This window comes from Nocardioides phosphati (assembly GCF_014646375.1).
Classification (GTDB): Bacteria; Actinomycetota; Actinomycetes; order Propionibacteriales; family Nocardioidaceae; genus Nocardioides; species Nocardioides phosphati.
Genome location: NZ_BMNI01000004.1, coordinates 253,033 through 276,611, shown reverse-complemented (window position 1 = coordinate 276,611; position 23,579 = coordinate 253,033). Strand labels below are relative to the sequence as shown.

At 69.0% G+C, this 23,579-nt stretch carries 34 protein-coding genes and 2 tRNA genes; 33 read left to right on the top strand and 3 right to left on the bottom strand.

From position 1 onward, the window contains the following. The 6 genes from folP (at position 1) to IEX47_RS10770 (ending at position 3,188) form a co-directional block, all read left to right on the top strand. Positions 1–861 (top strand): dihydropteroate synthase, encoded by an 861-nt coding sequence (gene folP, locus IEX47_RS10795; RefSeq protein ID WP_188783992.1) that lies wholly within the window; start codon positions 1–3, stop codon positions 859–861. Further along, entirely contained in the window at positions 858–1,535 is a 678-nt protein-coding gene (locus tag IEX47_RS10790) for a hypothetical protein (protein ID WP_188783991.1), read from the top strand. Before folP ends, IEX47_RS10790 begins: the two co-directional genes overlap by 4 nt. Before the next feature lie 116 nt (positions 1,536–1,651). Continuing rightward, positions 1,652–1,723 (top strand) — tRNA-Thr (locus tag IEX47_RS10785). Positions 1,724–1,771: 48 nt separating this feature from the next. Then, positions 1,772–1,848 (top strand) — tRNA-Met (locus IEX47_RS10780). A gap of 45 nt (positions 1,849–1,893) precedes the next feature. Further along, entirely contained in the window at positions 1,894–2,064 is a 171-nt protein-coding gene (gene rpmG / locus IEX47_RS10775; RefSeq protein ID WP_107700766.1) for a 50S ribosomal protein L33, read from the top strand. A gap of 107 nt (positions 2,065–2,171) precedes the next feature. Beyond that, positions 2,172–3,188 carry a UDP-N-acetylmuramate dehydrogenase gene (locus tag IEX47_RS10770; protein ID WP_188783990.1) on the top strand — a complete coding sequence of 339 codons (1,017 nt, stop codon included), beginning with the start codon at positions 2,172–2,174 and terminating at the stop codon, positions 3,186–3,188. 35 nt (positions 3,189–3,223) lie between these two features. Here the strand turns inward: IEX47_RS10770 and IEX47_RS10765 are convergent, their stop codons facing one another. Both IEX47_RS10765 and IEX47_RS10760 read right to left on the bottom strand, forming a co-directional pair. Then, positions 3,224–3,712 carry a DUF4190 domain-containing protein gene (locus IEX47_RS10765; RefSeq protein WP_188783989.1) on the bottom strand — a complete coding sequence of 163 codons (489 nt, stop codon included), beginning with the start codon at positions 3,710–3,712 and terminating at the stop codon, positions 3,224–3,226. Between the two features lie 17 nt (positions 3,713–3,729). Then, the gene (locus IEX47_RS10760; RefSeq protein ID WP_188783988.1) at positions 3,730–5,085 is read right to left on the bottom strand and encodes an MFS transporter; all 1,356 of its coding nucleotides are present in this window, start codon (positions 5,083–5,085) and stop codon (positions 3,730–3,732) included. An 84-nt stretch (positions 5,086–5,169) separates the two neighbouring features. On the opposite strand from IEX47_RS10760, the gene IEX47_RS10755 reads away from it, so the two are divergent. Next, entirely contained in the window at positions 5,170–5,952 is a 783-nt protein-coding gene (locus tag IEX47_RS10755) for a DUF3027 domain-containing protein (RefSeq protein WP_229662795.1), read from the top strand. 24 nt (positions 5,953–5,976) lie between these two features. On the opposite strand, the gene IEX47_RS10750 is transcribed toward IEX47_RS10755, so the two are convergent. Then, positions 5,977–6,246, bottom strand: coding sequence for a DUF2530 domain-containing protein (locus IEX47_RS10750; protein ID WP_229662794.1), 270 nt, complete (start codon positions 6,244–6,246; stop codon positions 5,977–5,979). Between the two features lie 78 nt (positions 6,247–6,324). Here IEX47_RS10750 and IEX47_RS10745 point away from each other — a divergent pair, with 78 nt between their 5' ends. From IEX47_RS10745 to rplR, 26 genes are all read left to right on the top strand, one after another. After that, positions 6,325–7,764 carry an NCS2 family permease gene (locus IEX47_RS10745; protein WP_188783987.1) on the top strand — a complete coding sequence of 480 codons (1,440 nt, stop codon included), beginning with the start codon at positions 6,325–6,327 and terminating at the stop codon, positions 7,762–7,764. A gap of 96 nt (positions 7,765–7,860) precedes the next feature. Further along, complete coding sequence (locus tag IEX47_RS10740) at positions 7,861–8,298, top strand: MarR family winged helix-turn-helix transcriptional regulator (RefSeq protein ID WP_188783986.1); 438 nt, start codon at positions 7,861–7,863, stop codon at positions 8,296–8,298. Beyond that, the gene (locus IEX47_RS10735) at positions 8,295–9,560 is read left to right on the top strand and encodes an MFS transporter (protein ID WP_188783985.1); all 1,266 of its coding nucleotides are present in this window, start codon (positions 8,295–8,297) and stop codon (positions 9,558–9,560) included. Before IEX47_RS10740 ends, IEX47_RS10735 begins: the two co-directional genes overlap by 4 nt. A gap of 181 nt (positions 9,561–9,741) precedes the next feature. Continuing rightward, positions 9,742–10,113, top strand: coding sequence for a 30S ribosomal protein S12 (gene rpsL / locus IEX47_RS10730; protein ID WP_107700762.1), 372 nt, complete (start codon positions 9,742–9,744; stop codon positions 10,111–10,113). 1 nt (position 10,114) lies between these two features. Further along, positions 10,115–10,630, top strand: coding sequence for a 30S ribosomal protein S7 (gene rpsG, locus IEX47_RS10725; protein WP_229662793.1), 516 nt, complete (start codon positions 10,115–10,117; stop codon positions 10,628–10,630). Then, the gene (gene fusA / locus IEX47_RS10720) at positions 10,620–12,734 is read left to right on the top strand and encodes an elongation factor G (protein ID WP_188783984.1); all 2,115 of its coding nucleotides are present in this window, start codon (positions 10,620–10,622) and stop codon (positions 12,732–12,734) included. Before rpsG ends, fusA begins: the two co-directional genes overlap by 11 nt. Before the next feature lie 68 nt (positions 12,735–12,802). After that, positions 12,803–13,996, top strand: a complete 1,194-nt coding sequence (gene tuf / locus IEX47_RS10715; protein ID WP_188783983.1) for an elongation factor Tu — start codon at positions 12,803–12,805, stop codon at positions 13,994–13,996. 117 nt (positions 13,997–14,113) lie between these two features. After that, on the top strand, positions 14,114–14,923 hold the full coding sequence (trmB, locus tag IEX47_RS10710; RefSeq protein ID WP_188783982.1) for a tRNA (guanosine(46)-N7)-methyltransferase TrmB: 810 nt from the start codon (positions 14,114–14,116) through the stop codon (positions 14,921–14,923). A 415-nt stretch (positions 14,924–15,338) separates the two neighbouring features. Further along, positions 15,339–15,647 (top strand): 30S ribosomal protein S10, encoded by a 309-nt coding sequence (gene rpsJ, locus IEX47_RS10705; RefSeq protein ID WP_008360994.1) that lies wholly within the window; start codon positions 15,339–15,341, stop codon positions 15,645–15,647. Between the two features lie 11 nt (positions 15,648–15,658). Beyond that, positions 15,659–16,318 carry a 50S ribosomal protein L3 gene (gene rplC, locus IEX47_RS10700; RefSeq protein ID WP_188783981.1) on the top strand — a complete coding sequence of 220 codons (660 nt, stop codon included), beginning with the start codon at positions 15,659–15,661 and terminating at the stop codon, positions 16,316–16,318. Then, entirely contained in the window at positions 16,315–16,929 is a 615-nt protein-coding gene (gene rplD, locus IEX47_RS10695) for a 50S ribosomal protein L4, sunset domain variant (RefSeq protein ID WP_188783980.1), read from the top strand. Before rplC ends, rplD begins: the two co-directional genes overlap by 4 nt. 2 nt (positions 16,930–16,931) lie before the next feature. Continuing rightward, positions 16,932–17,234 carry a 50S ribosomal protein L23 gene (rplW, locus tag IEX47_RS10690; RefSeq protein ID WP_107700755.1) on the top strand — a complete coding sequence of 101 codons (303 nt, stop codon included), beginning with the start codon at positions 16,932–16,934 and terminating at the stop codon, positions 17,232–17,234. Then, entirely contained in the window at positions 17,234–18,070 is an 837-nt protein-coding gene (gene rplB / locus IEX47_RS10685; RefSeq protein WP_188783979.1) for a 50S ribosomal protein L2, read from the top strand. Before rplW ends, rplB begins: the two co-directional genes overlap by 1 nt. After that, positions 18,070–18,351 carry a 30S ribosomal protein S19 gene (rpsS, locus tag IEX47_RS10680; RefSeq protein WP_107700753.1) on the top strand — a complete coding sequence of 94 codons (282 nt, stop codon included), beginning with the start codon at positions 18,070–18,072 and terminating at the stop codon, positions 18,349–18,351. The genes rplB and rpsS overlap by 1 nt, the downstream gene beginning before the upstream one ends. Beyond that, entirely contained in the window at positions 18,348–18,746 is a 399-nt protein-coding gene (gene rplV / locus IEX47_RS10675) for a 50S ribosomal protein L22 (protein WP_188783978.1), read from the top strand. The genes rpsS and rplV overlap by 4 nt, the downstream gene beginning before the upstream one ends. Positions 18,747–18,748: 2 nt before the next feature. Then, positions 18,749–19,582 (top strand): 30S ribosomal protein S3, encoded by an 834-nt coding sequence (rpsC, locus tag IEX47_RS10670; protein ID WP_131585639.1) that lies wholly within the window; start codon positions 18,749–18,751, stop codon positions 19,580–19,582. A gap of 4 nt (positions 19,583–19,586) precedes the next feature. Beyond that, positions 19,587–20,006, top strand: coding sequence for a 50S ribosomal protein L16 (rplP, locus tag IEX47_RS10665; protein ID WP_107700750.1), 420 nt, complete (start codon positions 19,587–19,589; stop codon positions 20,004–20,006). Continuing rightward, entirely contained in the window at positions 20,006–20,236 is a 231-nt protein-coding gene (rpmC, locus tag IEX47_RS10660) for a 50S ribosomal protein L29 (RefSeq protein WP_188783977.1), read from the top strand. Before rplP ends, rpmC begins: the two co-directional genes overlap by 1 nt. Then, positions 20,236–20,511: a 30S ribosomal protein S17 gene (gene rpsQ, locus IEX47_RS10655; RefSeq protein WP_188783976.1), complete on the top strand. Its 276-nt coding sequence runs from the start codon at positions 20,236–20,238 to the stop codon at positions 20,509–20,511. Before rpmC ends, rpsQ begins: the two co-directional genes overlap by 1 nt. A gap of 124 nt (positions 20,512–20,635) precedes the next feature. Next, positions 20,636–21,004 carry a 50S ribosomal protein L14 gene (rplN, locus tag IEX47_RS10650; RefSeq protein ID WP_107700747.1) on the top strand — a complete coding sequence of 123 codons (369 nt, stop codon included), beginning with the start codon at positions 20,636–20,638 and terminating at the stop codon, positions 21,002–21,004. Between the two features lie 3 nt (positions 21,005–21,007). After that, the gene (gene rplX, locus IEX47_RS10645) at positions 21,008–21,358 is read left to right on the top strand and encodes a 50S ribosomal protein L24 (RefSeq protein ID WP_229662791.1); all 351 of its coding nucleotides are present in this window, start codon (positions 21,008–21,010) and stop codon (positions 21,356–21,358) included. Further along, positions 21,358–21,918 (top strand): 50S ribosomal protein L5, encoded by a 561-nt coding sequence (rplE, locus tag IEX47_RS10640; protein WP_107700745.1) that lies wholly within the window; start codon positions 21,358–21,360, stop codon positions 21,916–21,918. Before rplX ends, rplE begins: the two co-directional genes overlap by 1 nt. 1 nt (position 21,919) lies before the next feature. Further along, a complete protein-coding gene (locus IEX47_RS10635; RefSeq protein WP_010831721.1) occupies positions 21,920–22,105 on the top strand; it encodes a type Z 30S ribosomal protein S14 in 186 nt (61 codons plus the stop codon). A gap of 84 nt (positions 22,106–22,189) precedes the next feature. Continuing rightward, positions 22,190–22,609: a 30S ribosomal protein S8 gene (rpsH, locus tag IEX47_RS10630; protein ID WP_188783975.1), complete on the top strand. Its 420-nt coding sequence runs from the start codon at positions 22,190–22,192 to the stop codon at positions 22,607–22,609. Between the two features lie 27 nt (positions 22,610–22,636). Then, positions 22,637–23,176, top strand: a complete 540-nt coding sequence (rplF, locus tag IEX47_RS10625; protein ID WP_188783974.1) for a 50S ribosomal protein L6 — start codon at positions 22,637–22,639, stop codon at positions 23,174–23,176. Further along, positions 23,176–23,559 carry a 50S ribosomal protein L18 gene (rplR, locus tag IEX47_RS10620; protein ID WP_131585649.1) on the top strand — a complete coding sequence of 128 codons (384 nt, stop codon included), beginning with the start codon at positions 23,176–23,178 and terminating at the stop codon, positions 23,557–23,559. The genes rplF and rplR overlap by 1 nt, the downstream gene beginning before the upstream one ends. Positions 23,560–23,579: the final 20 nt, after the last annotated feature.

Genomic DNA, 23,579 nt, shown 5'->3' with positions numbered 1-23,579 from the left:
ATGCTCAGGCTCGGCCGCCATGACTTCGCCGACGACCGCCTCCTCGTGATGGCGATCGTCAACCGCACCCGCGACTCCTTCTACGACAAGGGCGCGACGTACGCCGAGGACGCCGCCCTCGACCGGGTCCGCCAGGTCGTCGAGCAGGGCGCCGAGATCGTCGACATCGGCGGCGTGAAGGCGGGCCCGGGCGAGGTGGTGGACCTCGACGAGGAGCTGCGTCGCACGGTCGGCTTCGTCGCCCGCGTGCGCGAGGAGTTCCCCGGCCTCGTCATCTCCGTCGACACCTGGCGCCACGAGGTCGGCCACGCGGTCTGTGAGGCCGGCGCCGACCTCCTCAACGACGCGTGGGGCGGCCACGACCCGCAGCTCATGGAGGCCGCCGCGCAGCACCACGCGGCGTACGTCTGCACCCACACCAACGGCGCCACCCCGCGCCAGGCCCCCCACCGCGCGACGTACGCCGACGTCGTCCGTGCCGCGATCGACGACACGGTCGCCCTCGCCAACCGCGCGCTGGCCGTCGGCGTGGCGCGGGAGTCGCTGCTGATCGACCCCGCCCACGACTTCGAGAAGACCACCTGGCACTCGCTGGAGGTCACCCGCCGCCTCGACGAGATGGTGGCGACCGGCTGGCCCGTGCTGGTGAGCCTGAGCAACAAGGACTTCGTGGGCGAGGCCCTCGACCTCCCGGCCGGCGAACGACTGGTCGGCACCCTTGCGGCCACCTCGATCGCGGCCTGGCACGGCGCCCGGGTCTTCCGCGTCCACAACGTCGTCGAGACGCGGCAGACGCTCGACATGGTGGCCTCGATCCGTGGTGACCGCCCGCCCGCCAACGCCACGAGGGCGCTCGCATGAGCCTTCCGTACCCGTACGAGGCGCCCAGCCCGCACGGCGTCCAGATGACCGCCTTCGTGCCGATGACGCCGCTCCTCTTCCGCCACCTGTCGGGGCAGTCCGACCCCCTGGCTGAGCTGCGGGCGGAGGCAGTGGAGGCGGTCCGCACGGCCTGCCGTGGCATGGAGCAGGTGCTCGTCCTCTGCCCGGTCGGGGGCCGTGAGGCCCCGGGCGAGTGGCACGACCCGTCGCGTGCGCGGCCCGTCCAGGGCGCCCCGCGCTCGCTCGCCGAGCAGGTGGGGGAGCACCTGCTCGAGCTCGCCGGCGTCGAGACCCCGGCGAGCTACCTCGAATGCACTGACGGCGAGGTCGACTTCGCCGGCCTCCTCGACCCGCGCGTCACGTCGGCCCTGGTGGTCCTCGGCGACGGCGCGGCCGCCCGCTCGCAGGCCGCGCCCGGCCACATCGACGACCGATCCTTCCCGTACGACGACGCCGTCGCCGCCGCGCTCGCGGCGGGAGACGCAACCGCCCTCGCCGAGCTGGCCGCGCGTCCTGAGGCCGCCGAGCTGCTGGTGACCGGCCGGCACACCTGGCCGGTCGCCGCCCGTCTCCGGCCGCGGCTGACGGGCCCGGGAGGTCTCGTCCACTGCTCCGACCCCTTCGGCCTGACCTACTTCGTCGCCCGCTGGTGACGGCGGGCGCGAGCCGCTCCGGCGTACCGGAAAACGCGCTCGAATCCCGGTGTGATGACCATCAACGGCACCGGATTTTGCGCGCTGCTCGGGGGTCTGTAATGTTCTCCCTCGTTGCCCCCTTAGCTCAGTGGTAGAGCACTTCCATGGTAAGGAAGGGGTCGTCCGTTCAATCCGGACAGGGGGCTCTGAGAGGGAGGCCCCGCGGCGAAAGTTGCGGGCCGTCCCCCTTTCGAGGCGGGGTAGCTCAGGTGGTTAGAGCGCACGACTCATAATCGTGAGGTCGCGGGTTCGATCCCCGCCCCCGCTACCACCAGCACCAGTTGCACCCGCAGCACCCAGAAACTAAGGACTCCCAGTGGCCAGCAAGAGCAGCGACGTTCGCCCGAAGATCACGCTTGCGTGCGTGGACTGCAAGGAGCGCAACTACATCACCAAGAAGAACCGTCGGAACGACCCCGACCGGATCGAGCTCAACAAGTTCTGCCCGCGCTGCCGCAAGCACACGGCGCACAAGGAGACCCGCTGATCCCAGCGGGGCTCCCACCAGAGCCTTCACGAGGGCGGTCACCCATCCGGGTGGCCGCCCTCGCTCCATTTCCCGGGCGTGACGCGCCCAGACGTTAGGGTCGGCCCGTGCTTCTCCGTGACCTCACCACCCTCCGCCTCGGCGGCCCCGCCGGGTCGTACGCCGAGGCCACGTCGTCCGACGAGCTCGTCTCCGCCGTGACCGAGGCCGACGCCGCCGGCACCCCGGTGCTCCTGGTCGCGGGCGGCAGCAACCTCGTGGTCGCCGACGAGGGTTTCCCGGGCCTCGTGGTCAGGATCGCGACGACGGGCGTGACCCTCGAGCAGCACGACACCCACGTCGACGTGACCGTCGCCGCGGGCGAGCCGTGGGACGACTTCGTCGCCCGCGCCGTCGCCAGCGGCTGGGTCGGCGTCGAGGCGCTGTCGGGCATCCCCGGCGCGGTCGGCTCCACCCCGATCCAGAACGTCGGCGCCTACGGCCAGGAGGTCGCCGAGACGATCACGGCCGTCCGCGTGTGGGACCGCGTCCTCAAGGGTGAGCGCACCTTCCGCGGCGAGGAGTGCGCCTTCGGCTACCGCCACAGCCGGTTCAAGTCCGACCCCGCACGCCACGTCGTCCTCGACGTCACCTTCCGGCTCGAGCGCGGCGAGCAGGGCGCCCCCGTCAAGTACGCCGAGCTCGCGCGCACCCTGGGCGTCGAGCCGGGGGAGCGGGCGCCGCTGCGCGACGTGCGCGAGGCCGTGCTGGGTCTCCGGGCGGGCAAGGGCATGGTCCTCGACCCGGCCGACCACGACACCTGGAGCGCCGGCTCCTTCTTCACCAACCCCATCCTCACGCCTGCGCAGGCCGACGCGCTGCCCGCCGATGCGCCGCGCTTCCCGCAGCCCGACGGCAGCATCAAGTCGAGCGCCGCCTGGCTGATCGACCACGCCGGCTTCGCCAAGGGCCACGGCAACGACCGGGTCAGCCTCTCGACCAAGCACACCCTCGCGCTCACCAACCGCGGCGGTGCGACCACCGCCGACCTGCTCGCCCTCGCCCGCGAGGTGCGCGACGGCGTCGAGGCGGCGTACGGCGTGCGGCTGGTCAACGAGCCCGTCTGCGTCGGCTGCGCCCTCTGACGGTCGTGACCGGCTGAGCGCAGCCGACAGTGGGCTCAGTCGCAGCCGTCGCCGAAGCAGTCCGTGCTGAAGAGGGCGGTGAAGAAGATGGCGCCCACCGCCACCAGGACGACGATGATCACCGTCGAGATGATGCCCATGATGAACCCCGCCTGGGCGAGGCCGCGGCCGCCGATCTGACCGCCCGAGGCGTCGATCTTCTTCATCGACTTGCGGCCCAGCACGATGGCGATGATGGCCGGGATCAGGCCGAGGCCGTAGGCGCAGATCATGGTGAGACCGACGATGCCCGTGACGAGCGAGGCGATCGCCAGGCCGTCGGTGGGAGCCGCCGGCGCGTAGCCGCCGTAGTAGCCGGGCGGCGCGACGGGCGGCATCGGCGGCATGCTGCCGTACGCCGGCGGCTGCGGCGGCTGCGGCGGCTGCGGGGGCACAGCGCCGTACGGGTGGTGCGTCGGCGGCAGGGGGACGGTGGGCTCGGTCGGCGGCTGCTCCGGCTGGCCGGGGTACTCAGGCGTGCTCATGCACGCATCCAACACCCTCAGGTGCGGCGGGCGGCGCGGTTCGGGTTGGTGACGATGACGGTCACGGTCCAGGCGGCGAGGATCGCGACCGCGATGCCGAGGCCGAGGCGGGGCTGGAGCGGCATCGCGATGCCGATGCCGCCGCCGACGACCCAGGCCAGCTGGAGCAGGGTGTCGGAACGCGCGAAGGCGCTCGCCTGCACCCGCTCCGGCACGTCGCGCTGGATGGTGGAGTCGAGGGAGAGCTTGGCCAGCGACTGGGCCAGGCCCGCGGTGAGGCCGAGCGCGACCAGGGAGAGCAGGCCGTAGAAGAGCGCTGCGACGAGGGTCATCGCCGTGGCGCCGACGAGCGCGAGCAGCACGGTGACGGCGGGGCTGAGCCGGCGCGAGAGCGAGGCGAGTGCGATGCCGAGGGTGTTGCCGAGGCCGGCCGCGCCGATGACCAGGCCGAGCAGGAGCTCGGGGCGGGCGTGCCAGCCGGCGACCGGGTGCTCACGCAGCAGGAACGCCATGAACATGGTGAGGAACCCGGACAGCCAGCGCGGCCCGCAGTTGGCCCGCAGTGCGAAGGAGACGGCCGGAGGGATGCGGGGGCTCCGCTGCGGTGCGGCCTCCCCGGAGCCGCGGGCCGTGTGGCCGGGGAGCAGCTCGAGCCGGACCTCGCCCGCGGCCGAGTCGACGCGCGCGGGCAGCCGGATCGCGAGGATCGTGGCGACGACGAAGACCGCGAAGGCGTAGCGCAGCGACCACTCGGCGCCGAACCAGGCCGCCAGCCCGGCAAGGGGCGCCGAGACGGCCGCGCCCACCACGCCGGCGAGGGAGATGCGTGCGTTGGCCTTGACCAGCGTGACGCCGGGCGGCACGAGGCGCGGGGCAGCCGCGGCCTTGGTCACGCCGTAGGCCTTCGACGCGACGAGGACGCCGAGCGCCGCGGGGAAGAGCCACTTCGACTCGGTCGCCACCGCCGTGGCCAGCGACCAGCAGAGAAAGGCCCGGACCGCCATCGTCGCGCCGATCGCCCACCGGCGGCCGTGGCCGACCCGGTCGAGGAACGGCCCGATCAGCGGAGCCAGCACCGCGAACGGCAGCATCGTCAGCCCCAGGAAGAGCGCCACCTGCCCCCGCGCCTCGCCCGTCGGGACCTGGAAGAAGAGGGTGCCCGCCAGCGAGATCGCCACCGCTGCGTCGCCGGCGGCGTTGGAGGCGTGCAGCGCGATCAGGCGCGAGAGCCCGGTCTGGCCGGCGCCCTCGGCGGTCGCGGCCCGCTGCGCGGCGGAGTACGTCGCCCGGCCGACGCGCGCGGTGCCGCGCGCTGTCGACCCCGCGACTCGGCGTACGCCGGTGGCCGCGCGTCGGGGGAGCTCGCCGTTCATGGCCCCATCCTTGCCCACGGTGCCGACACCCTGCAGGACAACCCGGCGCGACAGGGCGGGCGGTCATGGTGGAGAATCCCCGACGTGACGACGCAGACATCGACGACCGCCCCGAGCGACACCGTCCTGACGGCTGCCGTCGACCTGGCCCGCGAGGTCCTGCTCGAGCAGGCGGACCGCGCGGACGTCGGCGACGCGATCGCCGCCGTCGCCGAGGGCGACCACGTCCTCACCCACTACTTCGAGTGCCTGCGCGCGGGCTACCGCGGCTGGCGCTGGTCCGTGACCGTCGCCCGTGCCGAGGGCAGCGACAAGGTCACCGTCGACGAGGTCGTGCTCCTCCCGGGCGACGACGCGATCATCGCTCCCGAGTGGGTCCCCTACAAGGACCGCATCCGTCCGGGTGACCTCTCGCCGGGCGACCTGCTCCCGGTCGAGGACGACGACCCGCGCCTCGTCCCGACGTACTCCTTCGGCGACGACCCGCTCGACCCCGACGCGACCGCGCAGGTGCGCCAGGTCGCCAAGGACCTCGGCCTGGGCCGGGTCCGCACGCTGTCGCGCGAGGGCATCGACCTCGCCGCCCAGCGGTGGTACGACGGCGACGGCGGCCCCGAGGCTCCGATCGCCCAGTCGGCGCCGGCCAAGTGCTACTCGTGCGGCTTCCTGCTGCGCATCGCGGGCTCGCTCGCCGAGACGTTCGGCGTCTGCGCCAACGGCAACGCCAACGACGACGGTCGCGTGGTCGCCTTCGGCCACGGCTGCGGTGCCCACTCCGAGGCGCAGCTGTCGAAGAAGCAGCAGCCGATCCCGCCCACTGACCACGCCCACGACACGCTCACGACCGACGAGCTCGACTCGCTCTGAGCCGGCCCGCCTGACCCGCGAGGTTCAGCCGCGGCGCGCGCGCCGCTTGCGGCAGATCTCGATGCCGAAGAGGCCCAGGCCGAAGCCGGCCATGCAGGCCCACAGCCACCAGAGGCGGCCGGTCTCCTCGAGCCGTCCGTAGAACGGCAGCATCGCGAGGAACGCGACCAGCCACAGCACGGTGCCGATCTCGACCGTGCGTACGCCGTCGAGGTCGAGCGGCTCGACGTCCGCGACGAGGTAGGTGCGGTTGCCGATCTCGTGCACGGTCGGCTGCTCGTCCAGGGGATCCACGACGGCAACAGTAGGCCATCGTGCCTTGCTCGCCGCGGCCCTTGTTCTCCACGGTGACACGCCGCTGGAACCTGTGTGATGCAGGCATCTGCCAGACTGCCGCGCGTGACGCTCGACTCGTACTTCCAGATCAGCAGGCGCGGATCCACCATCGGGCAGGAGGTCCGCGGCGGCATCGTCACGTTCCTGACGATGGCGTACATCATCGTGCTCAACCCGATCATCCTGCTCCAGGGCCGTGACATCGACGGGCACCAGCTCGCGGGCGGTGACTTCGCGGCGATCGCGGCCGCCACCGCGCTGGCCGCCGGCGTGCTCACGCTGCTGATGGGCGTGGTCGCCAACTACCCCCTCGCGCTGGCCGCGGGCCTCGGCCTCAACGCCTTCGTCACCTTCTCCATCGCGAGCAAGATGACCTGGGCCGACGCCATGGGCCTCGTGGTGATCGAGGGCCTGGTGATCCTCGTGCTCGTCCTCACCGGCTTCCGGGAGGCGGTCTTCCGTGCCGTCCCTGCGCAGCTCAAGGTCGCGATCTCGGTCGGCATCGGCCTCTTCATCGCACTGATCGGCCTCGTCGACTCCGGCTTCGTACGCCGCACCGGCGCGGGCCCGGTCCCCGTCGAGCTCGGCGTCGCGGGCCAGCTCCGCGGCTGGCCGGTGCTCGTCTTCGTGCTCGGCCTGGCGCTGCTGATCGGCCTCTACGTCCGCAAGGTCCGTGGCGCGATCCTGATCTCGATCGTCGCCACGACGCTGGTCGCGATCGTGGTGGAGAAGGTCGTCGGCGCGGGGTCGGTCGTCGAGAAGCCGACCGGCTGGAGCCTCAACGTCCCCACCTGGCCCAAGGACGTCTTCGGCCTGCCCGACCTCCAGCTCATCGGCCACTTCAACCTGCTGGGCTCGTGGCAGCACGCCGGTGTGGTCACGGTCGTCCTCTTCGTCTTCACGCTGATGCTCGCGGACTTCTTCGACACCATGGGCACGATGACCGCGATCGGTGCCGAGGCCGGCCTGCTCGACGAGGACGGCAACCCGCCCAACACGCGCATGATCCTGGTCGTCGACTCCCTCGCCGCCGCGGCCGGTGGCGCCGCGAGCGTCTCCAGCAACACGTCGTACATCGAGTCGGCGTCCGGTGTCGCCGAGGGCGCGCGCACCGGCCTGGCCAGCGTCGTGACCGGCGTGCTCTTCCTGCTGGCGGCCTTCTTCGCGCCGCTCGTCGCGATCATCCCCAACGAGGCGGCGGTCCCCGCTCTCGTCCTCGTCGGCTTCCTGATGATGCAGCAGGTCACCGGCATCGCCTGGGACGACCTCGAGATCGCCATCCCGGCGTTCCTGACGGTCGTGCTGATGCCGTTCACCTACTCGATCAGCGCAGGCATCGGCGCCGGGTTCATCGCCTGGGTGCTGATCAAGCTCTGCGTGGGCAAGGCGCGCGAGATCCACCCGCTGATGGCGGTCATCGCGGTCCTCTTCGTCGTCTACTTCGCGATCGGCCCGATCACCGACTGGCTCACCTGACGTACGCCGAGGCGGTCGTCCTCCCGCGGGGGAGGGCGACCGCTTCGGCATCTCCGCCGCGAGGAATAGTTAGCGAGGCTAAGTAGTTCACCCGTCGTGACCCCGACTCCCGACGCCCCGGCCGAGCTCGCCTCGGTCCTCCGCATCGCCGTCGTGCGGCTCTCCCGGCGGATCCGCTCCGAGCGCGACCCCGAGCTCGACCTCGGCCTCGGTGCGCTCTCGGTGCTCGGCATCCTCCACCGCGAGGGCGCGCAGACGATCGGCTCGCTCGCCGAGACCGAGCGCGTGCGACCCCCGTCGATGACCCGGACGGTCGGCTGCCTGGTGGACCGCGGCCTCGTCGTACGGAACAAGAACGCCGACGACGGTCGCCAGGTCGTGGTGGAGCTCAGCGAGGAGGGCTGGCGCGTGGTCGAGGCCGAACGCCGCCGCCGCAACGCCTGGCTCGCCCGCCAGCTCGCCGAGCTGACCGCCGACGAGCGCGACCTCCTCCGCCGTGCCTCCGACCTCCTCGGGAGGCTGGCGACTGCATGAGCCCCACCTTCCGCGCCCTGAGCAGCTCCAACTACCGGCGGTACGCCGCCGGTGGCGTCGTCTCCAACACCGGCACGTGGATGCAGCGCGTCGCCCAGGACTGGCTGGTCCTGGCGGTCTCCGGCGGCAGCGGTGCGGCGATCGGCATCACGACCGGCCTGCAGTTCCTGCCGTTCCTGCTGGTCATGCCGCTGGCCGGCGTGGTCGCCGACCGCCTGCCCAAGCGCCGCCTCCTGCAGCTGACGAACGTCGCGATGGCGTTGCCCGCGCTCGTCCTCGGCCTGCTGGCCGTGACCGGGGCGGCGCAGACGTGGCACGTCTACGTCCTGGCCCTCATCCTGGGCATCTCCTCGGCGTTCGACGCCCCCGCCCGCCAGTCGTTCGTCTCCGAGCTGGTCACGCCGGAGCTGCTCCCCAACGCCGTCAGCCTCAACTCGGCCAGCTTCAACGCCGCACGGCTCGTCGGTCCCGGCCTCGCCGGCCTCCTCATCGCCCTGCTCGGTGGCGACGCCCGTGCGACCGGCTGGGTGATCCTGCTGAACGCCCTCAGCTACGCCGCCCCGATCTGGAGCCTCGCGCGCCTCGACCCGCGCCTCCTCGCGCCAGCGAAGCCGGTCGCCCGCGGCCCGGGCGCCCTGCGCGAGGGCGTGCGCTACGTCCGGGGACGGCCCGACCTGGTCGTCGTGCTCGCGATCGTCTTCGTCGCGGGCACCTTCGGCCTCAACTTCCAGATGACCTCCGCCCTGATGGCGACCGGCGTCTTCCACCGCGGCCCGGGGGAGTACGGCCTGCTCGGCTCCTTCCTGGCGGTCGGCAGCCTCTCCGGCGCGCTCCTCGCCGCACGGCGCGAGACCCCGCGGCCCGCGCTGATCGTCGGGGGCGCCGTCGTCTTCGGCCTGCTCGAGGTCGCCTCCGGCTTCGCCCCGTCGTACGTCGTCTTCGCGCTGCTGACGCCACTGCTGGGCCTCTCCGCCCTCACGATGATCACCTCCGCCAACGCCTACGTGCAGGTGACCACCGAGGCGGGCATGCGCGGACGCGTGATGGCCCTCTACCTCACGGTCTTCATGGGCGGTACGCCGTTCGGGTCGCCGCTGATCGGCTGGCTGGGGGAGGAGTTCGGCGCCCGCTGGACGCTCTGGCTGGGTGGTGGCGTGACCGCTGTCGGAGCACTCGCCGCCCACCTGCTCCTGGGTGGTCGTCGCACCCTCGCGGCCGCCGCGGAGTCCCGCGCAGAGGCAGCGCGCGAGGCCGCCGCGTAGCCGTTTTGACCGGCGTACACACGGCCCGTAGGCTGACTCCTCGTGTCTGGCATGTCCAGGCCGCTTGCGTGCCCGGAAACGGGCCGCCTCAGGGCACCACCGCTTCGGCGGCAGTTCCCGACCTTTACCGCCCCGGCAGAGCGCTGCGGCGTGAGAGAGAACAAAGAAAGGGAACCAACCGGTGCCCACTATTCAGCAGCTGGTCCGCAAGGGCCGCCAGGACAAGGTGTCGAAGACCAAGACGCCTGCCCTGAAGGGTTCGCCGCAGCGCCGTGGCGTCTGCACGCGCGTCTACACGACCACCCCCAAGAAGCCGAACTCCGCCCTCCGCAAGGTCGCCCGCGTGCGCCTGTCGTCGGGCGTCGAGGTCACGGCGTACATCCCCGGCGTCGGCCACAACCTGCAGGAGCACTCGATCGTGCTCGTGCGTGGCGGTCGTGTGAAGGACCTTCCGGGTGTCCGTTACAAGATCATCCGCGGCTCGCTCGACACGCAGGGCGTGAAGAACCGCAAGCAGGCCCGTTCGCGCTACGGCGCGAAGAAGGAGAAGTGACATGCCTCGCAAGGGTCCCGCTCCGAAGCGTCCGATCGACAACGACCCGGTCTACGGCTCGCTCGTCGTCTCCCAGCTCGTCTCCAAGGTCCTGATCGACGGCAAGAAGGCGACCGCCCAGCGCATCGTCTACACCGCCCTCGAGGGCTGCCGCGAGAAGACCGGCACCGACCCGGTCGTCACGCTCAAGCGCGCGCTCGACAACGTCAAGCCCGCCATCGAGGTCAAGTCCCGCCGCGTCGGCGGTGCGACCTACCAGGTTCCGATCGAGGTCAAGGGCACGCGTGGCACCACGCTCGCGCTCCGTTGGCTCGTCGGCTACTCGCGCGACCGTCGCGAGAAGACGATGGCCGAGCGCCTGATGAACGAGATCCTCGACGCGAGCAACGGCCTCGGTGCCGCTGTGAAGAAGCGTGAGGACACCCACAAGATGGCCGANCGGGGCCGCACCTCAGGGGGCGCCCCCGCCACCCACCGACCCGACTTCCTAAGGAACGCGAACCACAGTGGCTGTTGAGATCACCACGGACCTCAGTACCGTCCGCAACATCGGCATCATGGCTCACATCGACGCCGGCAAGACCACCACCACCGAGCGCATCCTCTTCTACACCGGTATCTCGTACAAGATCGGTGAGGTCCACGAGGGCGCAGCCACGATGGACTGGATGGAGCAGGAGCAGGAGCGCGGCATCACGATCACGTCTGCCGCGACGACCTGCTGGTGGAAGAACCACCAGATCAACATCATCGACACCCCCGGTCACGTCGACTTCACCGTCGAGGTGGAGCGTTCGCTCCGCGTCCTCGACGGCGCCGTCGCCGTCTTCGACGGTGTCGCCGGTGTCGAGCCCCAGTCCATGACCGTGTGGCGCCAGGCGAACAAGTACAACGTCCCGCGCATGTGCTTCGTCAACAAGCTCGACCGCACCGGTGCCGACTTCTACCGCGTCGTCGAGACCATCGTCTCGAAGCTCAACGCGACCCCGCTCGTGCTGCAGCTCCCGATCGGTGCCGAGGGTGACTTCATCGGCGTCGTCGACCTGGTCGAGATGAACGCCAAGGTGTGGCGTGGCGAGACCAAGCAGGGCGAGGACTACGTCGTCGAGGAGATCCCCGCGGACTTGGCCGACAAGGCTGCGGAGTACCGCGAGAAGCTCGTCGAGACGCTCGCCGAGGGCGACGACGAGACCATGGAGGTCTACCTCGAGGAGGGCGACGTCTTCGACGTCCCCACCCTGAAGGCCGCCATCCGTCGCGCGACCCTGGCCGGCAACCTGAACCCGATCCTCACCGGCACGGCGTTCAAGAACAAGGGCGTCCAGCCCCTGCTCGACGCGGTCATCGACTACCTGCCGTCGCCGCTCGACGTCGAGTCGATCATCGGTCACTCGCCCAAGGACGAGACCGTCGAGATCGCCCGTCAGCCCTCTGCTGACGAGCCGCTCGCCGCGCTCGCGTTCAAGATCGCGACCGACCCGCACCTCGGCAAGCTCATCTTCGTGCGCGTCTACTCGGGCAAGCTCGAGGCTGGTTCGACGGTCCTCAACGCCTCCAACGGCAAGAAGGAGCGCATCGGCAAGGTCTACCAGATGCACGCCAACAAGCGTGAGGAGATCGCCGCCGTCGGCGCCGGCCAGATCGTCGCCGTCATGGGTCTCAAGGAGACCAAGACCGGCCACACGCTCGCCGACCCGCAGAACCCGGTCGTCCTCGAGTCGATGACGTTCCCGGCGCCGGTCATCGAGGTCGCCATCGAGCCGAAGACGAAGTCCGACCAGGAGAAGCTCGGCGTTGCCATCCAGCGCCTCTCCGAGGAGGACCCGACCTTCGTCGTCAAGACCGACGAGGAGACCGGCCAGACCATCATCGCGGGCATGGGCGAGCTCCACCTCGACATCCTCGTGGACCGCATGAAGCGCGAGTTCAAGGTCGAGGCGACCGTCGGCAAGCCGCAGGTCGCGTACCGCGAGACCATCCGCGGCACCGTGCGTGGTCACAGCTACACGCACAAGAAGCAGACCGGTGGTACGGGCCAGTTCGCCAAGGTCCTCATCGACGTCGAGCCGAACATCAACCCCGAGACCGGTCTCGGTGCGGGCTACCTGTTCGAGAACACCGTCACGGGTGGTCGCGTTCCGCGCGAGTACATCCCGTCGGTCGACGCCGGTGCGCAGGACGCCATGCAGTACGGCATCCTGGCTGGCTACCCGATGGTCGACATCAAGGTCACCCTGACCGACGGTGCCTACCACGACGTCGACTCCTCGGAGCTCGCGTTCAAGATCGCCGGCAACCAGGCCTTCAAGGAGGCCGCACGCATGGCCAAGCCGGTCCTGCTGGAGCCCATGTTCGCCGTTGAGGTCACGACCCCCGAGGACTACCTCGGCACCGTGATCGGCGACATCAACTCCCGCCGTGGCCAGATCCGCGCGCAGGAGGAGCGTCACGGCGACCTCGTCGTGTCGGCCCTCGTGCCGCTCTCCGAGATGTTCGGGTACGTTGGTGACCTGCGGTCGAAGACCTCTGGTCAGGCCTCGTACTCGATGGAGTTCGACTCGTACGCCGAGGTTCCCACGAACGTCGCCGACGAGATCATCAAGAAGGTCCGCGGCGAGTAATTCGTCCGGTACTTCGGCACTGCACCATTCAACGAGTCAAGTAACAAACACACCCAGGAGGAGCCCCAGTGGCTAAGGCGAAGTTCGAGCGGACGAAGCCGCACGTCAACATCGGCACGATCGGTCACATCGACCACGGTAAGACGACTCTTACCGCGGCGATCACCAAGGTGCTGCACGACGCGTACCCGGACCTGAACCCGTTCACGCCGTTCGACGAGATCGACAAGGCTCCGGAGGAGCGTCAGCGCGGTATCACCATCTCGATCGCGCACGTCGAGTACCAGACCGAGGGTCGTCACTACGCCCACGTTGACTGCCCCGGTCACGCGGACTACATCAAGAACATGATCACCGGTGCCGCCCAGATGGACGGCGCGATCCTGGTCGTGGCCGCCACCGACGGTCCGATGCCGCAGACCCGTGAGCACGTGCTGCTCGCGCGCCAGGTCGGCGTCCCCGCCCTGGTCGTCGCGCTCAACAAGTGCGACATGGTCGACGACGAGGAGCTCATCGAGCTCGTCGAGATGGAGGTGCGCGAGCTCCTCTCCGAGTACGAGTTCCCGGGCGACGACATCCCGGTCGTGCGCGTTGCTGCCTTCCCGGCGCTCAACGGCGACGAGAAGTGGGGCAAGTCGGTCCTCGAGCTCATGGCTGCGGTCGACGAGTACATCCCCCAGCCCGAGCGTGAGACGGACAAGCCGTTCCTCATGCCGGTCGAGGACGTCTTCACGATCACCGGTCGTGGCACCGTCATCACGGGTCGTATCGAGCGCGGCATCGTGAAGGTCGGCGAGGAGGTCGAGATCGTCGGCATCCGCGAGACCTCGCAGAAGTCGACCGTCACGGGCGTCGAGATGTTCCGCAAGCTCCTCGACGAGGGCCAGGCTGGCGAGAACGTCGGTCTGCTCCTCCGTGGCACGAAGCGCGAGGACGTCGAGCGCGGCATGGTTGTCATCAAGCCGGGCACGACCACCCCGCACACCAACTTCGAGGCCTCGGTCTACATCCTCTCGAAGGAGGAGGGCGGCCGCCACACGCCGTTCTTCAACAACTACCGTCCGCAGTTCTACTTCCGTACGACTGACGTGACCGGCGTTGTGACGCTGCCCGAGGGCACCGAGATGGTCATGCCCGGTGACAACACCGAGATGGCCGTCGAGCTCATCCAGCCCATCGCCATGGACGAGGGCCTCCGCTTCGCGATCCGTGAGGGTGGCCGCACCGTCGGCGCCGGCCGGGTCACCAAGATCACCAAGTGATCTGAGCGGGCTCCGGTCCGCGACCTGAAGCACTGAAGGCCCCCGGGCTCCGCAAGGAGTCCGGGGGTCTTCGCCATTTCTGGCTGCGCCACCCGCCCGCCTAGACTCGGCGCCGCCATGAACGACCTTGCTCCCGACGCCCCCGCTGCTGCTGACAAGCCGGCCTCCTTCGACACGAAGGGGAAGCTGGCCCGCAGCCGCAACGCCTCGCCCGAGGCCCGCCCCGGCGTCGAGCTCAGCGAGGACGGCCGCCCGCTGCGCGGCGTCCTCTCCTACTCCCGCCGCGGCAGCCGCTTCACCACGAAGCAGGCCGACGCGTGGCAGCGCCTGGCGGGGGAGTGGGTGATCGGCCCCGAGCGCGTCACGGACGTCGCCGTTCCTCTCGACATCAACCAGGAGTGGTTCGGCCGCGAGGCGCCGCTGTACGTCGAGATCGGTTCGGGCAATGGCGAGCACGTGGCGCAGTACGCCGCGGCGCACCCCGACGCGAACATCCTCGCCTTCGAGGTCTGGCTGCCCGGCGTGGCCGACACCCTGATCAAGCTGGAGGAGGCCGGGGCGACCAACGTGCGACTCTGCACCGTCGACGCGGCCTGGTCGATCACGGAGCTCTTCGCGCCCGGCACGATCACCGAGCTGTGGACGCTCTTCCCGGACCCGTGGCACAAGGCGCGCCACCACAAGCGGCGCCTGGTCAACCAGCCGTTCGTCGGCATCGCCGCCTCGCGCCTCGTCGACGGAGGCGTCTGGCGTCTCGCGACGGACTGGCCCGACTACGCCGAGCACATGGTCGAGGTCTTCGCGACCGAGCCCACCCTCGAGGGCGGCGTCGGGGAGCGGTGGGCCGAGCGCCCGGTCACGAAGTTCGAGCGGCGTGGCCTGGCCGAGGGCCGCGGCTCCGACGACCTCACCTACCGTCGCGCCTGACCGCGACACACCACGATCCCGGTCATTCCGGCCGACGGCGGGGGCGTGCGGTAGCGATTTGGAGTGGCGGGCGAACTCTGACAAGATAGCCCGGTTGCTCCGGCGGGTTGCCGGGGTGCGCCACATCTTGACTACTGAATCGCTCCTCCTGTGAGAAGTCGGTGGTCGTGCGTGTGGCCGCACCGATCCAGGAGACCCGATTCCAGTCCGATAAACCGTCGGACGCACCGCACAACACCACAAGACCTACCCGGGTCATGCGTTTCGCTGCGCTTCATCTGCGCGACACGCCCGACCGCGGGGGTCGAGCGGGGTGGGGAACAACAGGCGGGACGGCTTCACCCGGAGCCCATCTCGACACAGAACGCAGGTGCCGGCGAAGACCCGGTACTGACACGAAGGACGAGAGAGACCTATGGCGGGACAGAAGATCCGCATCAGGCTCAAGGCCTATGACCACGAGGTGATCGACACCTCCGCGCGCAAGATCGTTGACACCGTCACCCGCACGGGTGCGAAGGTCGCCGGCCCCGTGCCGCTGCCGACCGAGAAGAACGTCTACTGCGTGATTCGCTCGCCGCACAAGTACAAGGACTCGCGCGAGCACTTCGAGATGCGCACCCACAAGCGCCTCATCGACATCATCGACCCCACGCCGAAGACCGTCGACTCGCTCATGCGACTCGACCTGCCTGCCGGCGTCGACATCGAGATCAAGCTCTGAGGTAGATCGAGATGACTAACGAGCGCAACGTGAAGGGTCTGCTGGGCACCAAGCTCGGCATGACGCAGACCTGGGACGAGAACAACAAGATCGTCCCCCTGACTGTCGTTTCCGCGGCGACCAACGTCGTCACCGCGGTCCGCAAGGTCGAGACCGACGGCTACAACGCCGTGCAGGTCGGCTACGGCGAGATCGACGGCCGCAAGGTGAGCAAGCCGGACGCCGGCCAGTTCGCCAAGGCCGGCGTGACGCCCCGCCGCCACGTGGTCGAGATCCGCACCGCTGACGCCGCTGGCTACGCCGCTGGCCAGGAGCTCTCCGTGGAGACGTTCGCCGCCGGCGACGTCATCGACGTGAGCGGCACCTCCAAGGGCAAGGGCTTCGCCGGTGTCATGAAGCGTCACGGCTTTGCCGGTGTCTCCGCTTCCCACGGTGCCCACCGCAACCACCGCAAGCCCGGTTCCATCGGTGCCTGCGCGACCCCCGGTCGCGTCTTCAAGGGCATGCGCATGGCGGGTCGCATGGGTGGCGACGCTGTGACCACGCAGAACATCACGGTCCACGCGATCGACGCCGAGCGCGGCCTGGTCCTCCTCAAGGGTGCCGTCCCCGGCCCCAAGGGTGGGCTCGTGGTTCTCCGCTCCGCCGCGAAGAAGGAGGCCTCCAAGTGAGCACCCTCAAGGTCGAGCTCCCCGTCGAGATCTTCGACGTCGAGCCGAACATCCCGCTGATCCACCAGGTCGTCGTCGCCCAGCAGGCTGCTGCCCGCCAGGGAACGCACAAGACCAAGACGCGCGCCGAGGTGCGCGGCGGTGGCCGCAAGCCCTACAAGCAGAAGGGCACCGGTCGCGCCCGCCAGGGCTCGACCCGCGCGCCGCAGTTCGCCGGTGGTGGCGTCGTCCACGGCCCGCAGCCGCGTGACTACGACCAGCGCACCCCGAAGAAGATGAAGGCTGCGGCGCTCAAGGGCGCCCTGTCGGACCGCGCCCGCAACGGCCGTGTCCACGTGGTCGACTCCCTGGTCGCCGGCGACAAGCCGTCCACCAAGGCTGCGATCGCTGCCCTCGCCGGTCTCTCGGAGCGCACCAAGTTCCTGGTGGTCCTCGAGCGCGGTGACAACCTCACCTGGCTGTCGCTCCGCAACGCCGCCAACGTCCACATCATCGCCGTCGACCAGCTGAACACGTACGACGTTCTGCTCTCCGACGACGTGGTCTTCACCAAGGGTGCGTACGACGCTTTCGTCGCCCCGAAGGCCGCTGCGACCGCTGAGGAGGCGTGAGCATGAGCACCCTGCACAAGGACCACCGCGACATCCTGCTCGCCCCGGTCGTGTCCGAGAAGAGCTACGCGCTCATCGACACGAACAAGTACACCTTCCTGGTGCACCCGGACGCGAACAAGACCGAGATCAAGATCGCCGTCGAGAAGGTCTTCGGCGTCAAGGTCACCTCGGTCAACACGATCAACCGTGTTGGCAAGACCCGCCGTACCAAGAACGGCCTTGGCAAGCGCAAGGACACCAAGCGCGCCATCGTCAGCCTTGCCGAGGGTCACTCCATCGACATCTTCGGAGGTCAGGCCTGATGGGCATCCGCAAGTACAAGCCGACTACGCCGGGCCGTCGTGGCTCGTCCGTCGCTGACTTCGTTGAGATCACCCGCTCGACGCCGGAGAAGTCGCTCACGCGTCCGCTCCCGAAGACGGGTGGCCGCAACAACCAGGGCCGCATCACGACCCGCCACATCGGTGGCGGTCACAAGCGTGCGTACCGCGTCATCGACTTCAAGCGTTACGACAAGGACGGCGTGCCGGCCAAGGTCGCTCACATCGAGTACGACCCCAACCGCACCGCGCGCATCGCGCTCCTTCACTACGCGGACGGCGAGAAGCGCTACATCATCGCGCCGAAGGGCGTCACGCAGGGCACCCCGATCGAGGCCGGCGTCAACGCCGACATCAAGCCGGGCAACAACCTGCCGCTGCGCAACATCCCCGTCGGTACGACGATCCACTGCATCGAGCTCCGGCCCGGTGGCGGCGCGAAGATCGCCCGTTCGGCCGGCATGTCCGCCCAGCTGATCGCTCGTGAGGGCTCGCGCGCCACCCTGCGCATGCCGTCCGGCGAGATGCGCTTCGTCGACGTGCGCTGCCGCGCCACCGTCGGCGAGGTCGGCAACGCCGAGCAGTCGAACATCAACTGGGGCAAGGCCGGCCGCATGCGGTGGAAGGGCGTTCGCCCGACCGTCCGTGGTGTCGTCATGAACCCGGTCGACCACCCGCACGGTGGTGGCGAGGGCAAGACGTCCGGTGGTCGTCACCCGGTCTCCCCGTGGGGCAAGCCCGAGGGCCGCACGCGCAAGCGGAAGGCCAGCGACTCCCAGATCATCCGTCGCCGCAAGTCCGGAAAGGGCCGCAAGTAATGCCGCGCAGTCTCAAGAAGGGCCCCTTCGTCGACGGCCACCTGCTCAAGAAGGTGGACGCCGAGAACGAGAAGGGCACCCACAACGTCATCAAGACCTGGTCGCGCCGGTCCATGATCCTGCCGTCCTTCATCGGACACACGATCGCGGTGCACGACGGTCGCAAGCACGTCCCGGTCTTCGTCTCCGACTCCATGGTCGGTCACAAGCTGGGTGAGTTCGCTCCGACGCGTACCTACAAGGGTCACGTGAAGGAAGACCGGAAGGGGAAGCGTCGATGACCGCCGCTGCTCGTACCGCCACCAGCGACCGTCGCAAGTCGCTCCTCGGTGACCAGCCGGGCGCCTTCGCCGTCGCCCGCTTCCAGCGCATCACGCCGATGAAGGCCCGCCGTGTCGTCGACATGGTCCGCGGTCTTCCGGTCGAGGACGCGCTGTCGCTCCTGCAGTTCGCGCCGCAGGCTGCCGCCGAGACCGTCTACAAGGTCCTCGAGTCCGCGATCGCGAACGCCGAGACCACCGAGGGCCTCAACGCCGCCGACCTGGTCGTCAGCGTCGCCCGCGTGGACGAGGGTCCGACCATGAAGCGCTGGCGTCCGCGTGCCCAGGGTCGCGCGACGCGCATCAACAAGCGCACCTCGCACATCACGCTCGTCGTTCAGCCGAAGGAGGCCTGAGCATGGGTCAGAAGATCCACCCGAACGGCTTCCGTCTCGGCATCTCGACCGACCACAAGTCGCGTTGGTACGCCGACAAGCTGTACTCCGCGTACGTCGGTGAGGACGTCGCGATCCGCAAGCTCCTCTCCAAGGGCATGGACCGCGCCGGCATCGCCAAGGTCGAGATCGAGCGCACCCGTGACCGCGTCCGTGTGGACATCCACACGGCCCGCCCGGGCATCGTCATCGGTCGCCGTGGCGCCGAGGCCGACCGCATCCGCGGCGAGCTCGAGAAGCTGACCGGCAAGCAGGTCCAGCTGAACATCCTCGAGGTCAAGAACCCCGAGATCGAGGCGCAGCTCGTCGCCCAGGGCGTTGCCGAGCAGCTCTCTGGTCGCGTGCAGTTCCGTCGTGCGATGAAGAAGGCGATCCAGACCTCGATGCGCTCCGGCGCCAAGGGTGTCAAGATCCAGTGCTCGGGCCGCCTCAACGGCGCCGAGATGTCGCGCACCGAGTTCTACCGCGAGGGCCAGGTCCCGCTCCACACCCTGCGTGCGGACATCGACTACGGCTTCTACGAGGCCAAGACGACCTTCGGCCGCATCGGCGTGAAGGTCTGGATCTACAAGGGCGAGGTCGCGGGCACCCGCGCCGAGCGTGAGGCGCAGGCTGCGGCCCGTGCCGGTGCGCCCGGTCGTGGTGGCCGTCCGGCCGGCCGTGGCGGCGAGCGTCCGAACCGTGGTTCGCGCGGCGACCGTCCGGCTCGTGCCGACCGCGCCGAGGCTCCGGCCGAGGCCACCGCCGCCGTCGAGGCGCCGGCTGCCGAGGCTGCTACCACCGGTCAGGAGGGCTGACGCCATGCTGATGCCGCGTCGTGTCAAGCACCGCAAGCAGCACCACCCGGACCGTCGTGGTGTTGCCAAGGGCGGTACCACCCTCGCCTTCGGCGAGTTCGGTATCCAGGCCCTTGAGCCGCACTACGTGACGAACCGCCAGATCGAGTCTGCGCGTATCGCCATGACCCGCCACATCAAGCGTGGCGGCAAGGTGTGGATCAACATCTACCCGGACCGTCCGCTCACGAAGAAGCCGGCCGAGACCCGCATGGGTTCCGGTAAGGGTTCGCCGGAGTGGTGGGTCGCCAACGTCAAGGCCGGCCGCGTCATGTTCGAGCTCTCCGGTGTTCCGGAGGACGTGGCCCGCGAGGCGATGCGCCGCGCGATCCACAAGCTCCCCATGAAGTGCCGTTTCATTTCGCGAGAGGCGGGTGAGTTCTGATGGCTATCGCCTTCGAGCTCGACGAGCTGAACAACACTGACCTCGAGGCCAAGCTCCGCGAGGCCAAGGAGGAGCTGTTCAACCTCCGCTTCCAGGCCGCCACCGGCCAGCTGGAGAACAACGGCCGGCTCCGCACGGTCAAGAAGGACATCGCCCGGATCTACACCGTGGTGCGCGAGCGCGAGCTCGGCATTCGTACGGCGCCGGGTGCGACGGCTGAGGAGGCCTGATGAGCGACAACGCCACCACCGAGGCTCGCAACGCCCGCAAGGTCCGCGAGGGCCTGGTCGTCAGCGACAAGATGGACAAGACGATCGTCGTGTCCGTCGAGGACCGCGTGAAGCACGCCCTGTACGGCAAGGTCATGCGTCGCACGATCAAGCTGAAGGCGCACGACGAGAACAACGAGTGCGGCATCGGCGACCGGGTCCAGATCATGGAGACCCGTCCGCTGTCCGCCACCAAGCGTTGGCGCCTCGTCTCGGTCGTCGAGAAGGCCAAGTGACCGCCGGCCGCTGACCCCGGCGTACGCGTCGGGGTCGGGGGCCGACCCAGATTCCAAAGCAAGTTCGGCAAGGCTCGTTGCCCGCTGAGGCGGCGAGAACCAGCTCGACATCCAGGAGAAATCAATGATCCAGCAGGAGTCGCGACTCAAGGTCGCCGACAACACCGGTGCGAAGGAAGTCCTCTGCATCCGTGTTCTCGGTGGCTCGGGTCGACGCTACGCCGGTATCGGTGACGTCATCGTCGCCACCGTGAAGGACGCGATCCCCGGTGGCAACGTCAAGAAGGGTGACGTCGTCAAGGCCGTCATCGTCCGGACCGTGAAGGAGCGCCGTCGTCCCGACGGTTCCTACATCAAGTTCGACGAGAACGCCGCCGTCATCCTCAAGAACGACGGTGAGCCCCGCGGTACCCGCATCTTCGGTCCGGTGGGCCGCGAGCTGCGCGAGAAGAAGTTCATGAAGATCATCTCGCTCGCCCCGGAGGTGCTGTGAACCATGGCTAAGAACATCAACATCAAGACTGGTGACACCGTCAAGGTCATCGCCGGCAAGGACAAGGGCGCGACCGGCAAGGTCCTGTCCGTCCTGCGCGAGGACGACCGTGTCGTCGTCGAGGGCGTCAACCAGGTCAAGAAGCACGTCAAGGCGATGGCCCAGGGCCAGGAGTCGGGCATCGTGACCGTCGAGGCCCCGATCCACGTCTCGAACGTCATGCTGGTCGAGGGTGACGGCGTCACCCGCATCGGCTTCAAGAAGGTCGAGGGCACCAAGAAGCGTGCCGACGGCTCGACGTACACCGTGGAGCGCTCCGTGCGCATCTCCCGCAAGACGGGGGAGGAGATCTGATGACCGAGACCACCATCCAGCCGCGTCTCAAGACCCGCTACCGCTCGGACATCGTCCCGGCGCTGCAGGCTGAGTTCGAGCTGCCGAACGTCATGCTGGTTCCCGGCCTGGTGAAGATCGTCGTCAACATGGGTGTCGGCGACGCCGCCAAGGACTCGAAGCTGATCGAGGGTGCGGTCAAGGACCTCACCGCGATCACCGGCCAGAAGCCGCTCGTGACCAAGGCTCGCAAGTCGATCGCCCAGTTCAAGCTCCGTGAGGGCATGCCGATCGGCGCGCACGTCACGCTGCGTGGCGACCGCATGTGGGAGTTCCTCGACCGCCTCCTGTCGCTCGCGCTTCCGCGCATCCGCGACTTCCGTGGTCTGAACCCGGGTCAGTTCGACGGCCGTGGCAACTACACGTTCGGTCTGACCGAGCAGGTCATGTTCCACGAGATCGACCAGGACAAGATCGACCGGTCGCGCGGCATGGACATCACCATCGTCACCACGGCCACCACCGACGACCAGGGCCGCGCGCTGCTCAAGCAGCTCGGCTTCCCGTTCAAGGAGAACTGACATGGCGAAGACTTCGCTCAAGGTCAAGGCCGCGCGCAAGCCGAAGTTCGCTGTCCGCGGCTACACCCGCTGCCAGCGCTGCGGCCGCCCGAAGGCCGTCTACCGCAAGTTCGGCCTGTGCCGTATCTGCCTGCGGGAGATGGCTCACCGTGGCGAGCTCCCCGGCGTGACCAAGTCCTCCTGGTGACCAGGTCCCGGATTTCCACCTATCGCTGAAGGTCCGTCCCGCCGCTGAGCGCGCGGAAACCGCAGCAGAGAGAGAACACGCATCATGACGATGACTGACCCGATCGCAGACATGCTCACGCGTCTGCGCAACGCCAACCAGGCGTACCACGACACGGTGGCCATGCCGTACTCCAAGCTGAAGCAGGGTGTCGCCGACATCCTCAAGCAGGAGGGCTACATCACGTCGTACGAGATCGCCGACAACGTCGACTCCGAGGGCCAGCCGGCCGTCGGCAAGACGCTGACGATCACCCTCAAGTACGGCCGCAGCCGCGAGCGTTCCATCGCTGGCGTCCGCCGCATCAGCAAGCCGGGCCTCCGGGTCTACGCCAAGTCCACGGGTCTCCCGAAGGTGCTCGGCGGTCTCGGCGTCGCGATCATCTCGACGTCCCAGGGCCTGCTCACCGACCGCCAGGCGAACCAGAAGGGCGTGGGCGGCGAAGTCCTCGCCTACGTCTGGTGACCTGAGACCGAGAGAGGAAGAAGAAGCATGTCGCGCATTGGCAAGCTCCCGATCACGGTCCCGGCGAACGTGGACGTGGTCATCGAGGGTGACCTCGTGACCGTCAAGGGCCCGAAGGGCACCCTGTCCCACAACGTCGTCGCGCCGATCACGGTCGAGAAGAACGAGGGCGTCCTCGACGTCATCCGTCCGGACGACAGCCGCGAGGCGAAGTCGTACCACGGCCTGACCCGGACCCTGATCAACAACATGGTCGTCGGTGTCACCGACGGGTACGAGAAGAAGCTCGAGATCGTCGGCGTGGGTTACCGCGTCCTGCCGAAGGGCCCGACGCAGCTCGAGTTCCAGCTCGGCTACTCGCACTCGATCACCTTCGACGCCCCCGAGGGAATCACCTTCACCACGGACGGTCCGGTCAAGCTGGCCGTCCAGGGCATCGACAAGCAGCTCGTGGGTGAGGTTGCGGCCAACATCCGCAAGCTCCGCAAGCCCGAGCCGTACAAGGGCAAGGGTGTCCGTTACTCCGGCGAGCACATCCGCCGCAAGGTCGGAAAGGCTGGTAAGTGATGGCTATCTCGCTCAAGAACAACAAGCACACCTCGGCTCGGGTGCGTTCGCGCCTGCGCCGCCAGGTTCGTGGTCGCAAGAAGATCTCCGGCACGGAGGAGCGTCCGCGCCTCGTCGTGACGAAGTCCGCCAAGCACCTCTCCGTCCAGGTCGTCAACGACCTCGTCGGCAAGACGCTGGCGTACGCGTCGACCATGGAGAAGGACGTTCGCGCCTTCGAGGGCGACAAGACTGCCAAGGCGAAGAAGGTCGGCGAGCTCGTCGCCGAGCGCGCCAAGGCTGCCGGTATCGACGCGGTCGTCTTCGACCGCGCCGGTAACAAGTACCACGGTCGCATCGCTGCGCTGGCGGACTCCGCCCGCGAAGCCGGTCTGACCTTCTGATTGCGACAGAGAGAGAAGAG

Bases quoted from the DNA above. Each gene is read 5' to 3' on its own strand.
- rplV (WP_188783978.1), top strand. From the start codon at position 18,348: ATGACCGCCGCTGCTCGTACCGCCACCAGCGACCGTCGCAAGTCGCTC.
- IEX47_RS10760 (WP_188783988.1), bottom strand. From the start codon at position 5,085: ATGAACGGCGAGCTCCCCCGACGCGCGGCCACCGGCGTACGCCGAGTC.
- trmB (WP_188783982.1), top strand. From the start codon at position 14,114: ATGAACGACCTTGCTCCCGACGCCCCCGCTGCTGCTGACAAGCCGGCC.
- IEX47_RS10735 (WP_188783985.1), top strand. From the start codon at position 8,295: ATGAGCCCCACCTTCCGCGCCCTGAGCAGCTCCAACTACCGGCGGTAC.
- rplW (WP_107700755.1), top strand. From the start codon at position 16,932: ATGAGCACCCTGCACAAGGACCACCGCGACATCCTGCTCGCCCCGGTC.
- rpsS (WP_107700753.1), top strand. From the start codon at position 18,070: ATGCCGCGCAGTCTCAAGAAGGGCCCCTTCGTCGACGGCCACCTGCTC.
- IEX47_RS10635 (WP_010831721.1), top strand. From the start codon at position 21,920: ATGGCGAAGACTTCGCTCAAGGTCAAGGCCGCGCGCAAGCCGAAGTTC.
- rplF (WP_188783974.1), top strand. From the start codon at position 22,637: ATGTCGCGCATTGGCAAGCTCCCGATCACGGTCCCGGCGAACGTGGAC.
- IEX47_RS10765 (WP_188783989.1), bottom strand. From the start codon at position 3,712: ATGAGCACGCCTGAGTACCCCGGCCAGCCGGAGCAGCCGCCGACCGAG.
- rpsQ (WP_188783976.1), top strand. From the start codon at position 20,236: ATGAGCGACAACGCCACCACCGAGGCTCGCAACGCCCGCAAGGTCCGC.
- IEX47_RS10790 (WP_188783991.1), top strand. From the start codon at position 858: ATGAGCCTTCCGTACCCGTACGAGGCGCCCAGCCCGCACGGCGTCCAG.
- rpsJ (WP_008360994.1), top strand. From the start codon at position 15,339: ATGGCGGGACAGAAGATCCGCATCAGGCTCAAGGCCTATGACCACGAG.
- folP (WP_188783992.1), top strand. From the start codon at position 1: ATGCTCAGGCTCGGCCGCCATGACTTCGCCGACGACCGCCTCCTCGTG.
- rplN (WP_107700747.1), top strand. From the start codon at position 20,636: ATGATCCAGCAGGAGTCGCGACTCAAGGTCGCCGACAACACCGGTGCG.
- rplP (WP_107700750.1), top strand. From the start codon at position 19,587: ATGCTGATGCCGCGTCGTGTCAAGCACCGCAAGCAGCACCACCCGGAC.
- rplE (WP_107700745.1), top strand. From the start codon at position 21,358: ATGACCGAGACCACCATCCAGCCGCGTCTCAAGACCCGCTACCGCTCG.
- rplC (WP_188783981.1), top strand. From the start codon at position 15,659: ATGACTAACGAGCGCAACGTGAAGGGTCTGCTGGGCACCAAGCTCGGC.
- rpsC (WP_131585639.1), top strand. From the start codon at position 18,749: ATGGGTCAGAAGATCCACCCGAACGGCTTCCGTCTCGGCATCTCGACC.
- rpmC (WP_188783977.1), top strand. From the start codon at position 20,006: ATGGCTATCGCCTTCGAGCTCGACGAGCTGAACAACACTGACCTCGAG.
- rplR (WP_131585649.1), top strand. From the start codon at position 23,176: ATGGCTATCTCGCTCAAGAACAACAAGCACACCTCGGCTCGGGTGCGT.
- rpsH (WP_188783975.1), top strand. From the start codon at position 22,190: ATGACGATGACTGACCCGATCGCAGACATGCTCACGCGTCTGCGCAAC.
- rplB (WP_188783979.1), top strand. From the start codon at position 17,234: ATGGGCATCCGCAAGTACAAGCCGACTACGCCGGGCCGTCGTGGCTCG.
- rplX (WP_229662791.1), top strand. From the start codon at position 21,008: ATGGCTAAGAACATCAACATCAAGACTGGTGACACCGTCAAGGTCATC.
- IEX47_RS10745 (WP_188783987.1), top strand. From the start codon at position 6,325: ATGCAGGCATCTGCCAGACTGCCGCGCGTGACGCTCGACTCGTACTTC.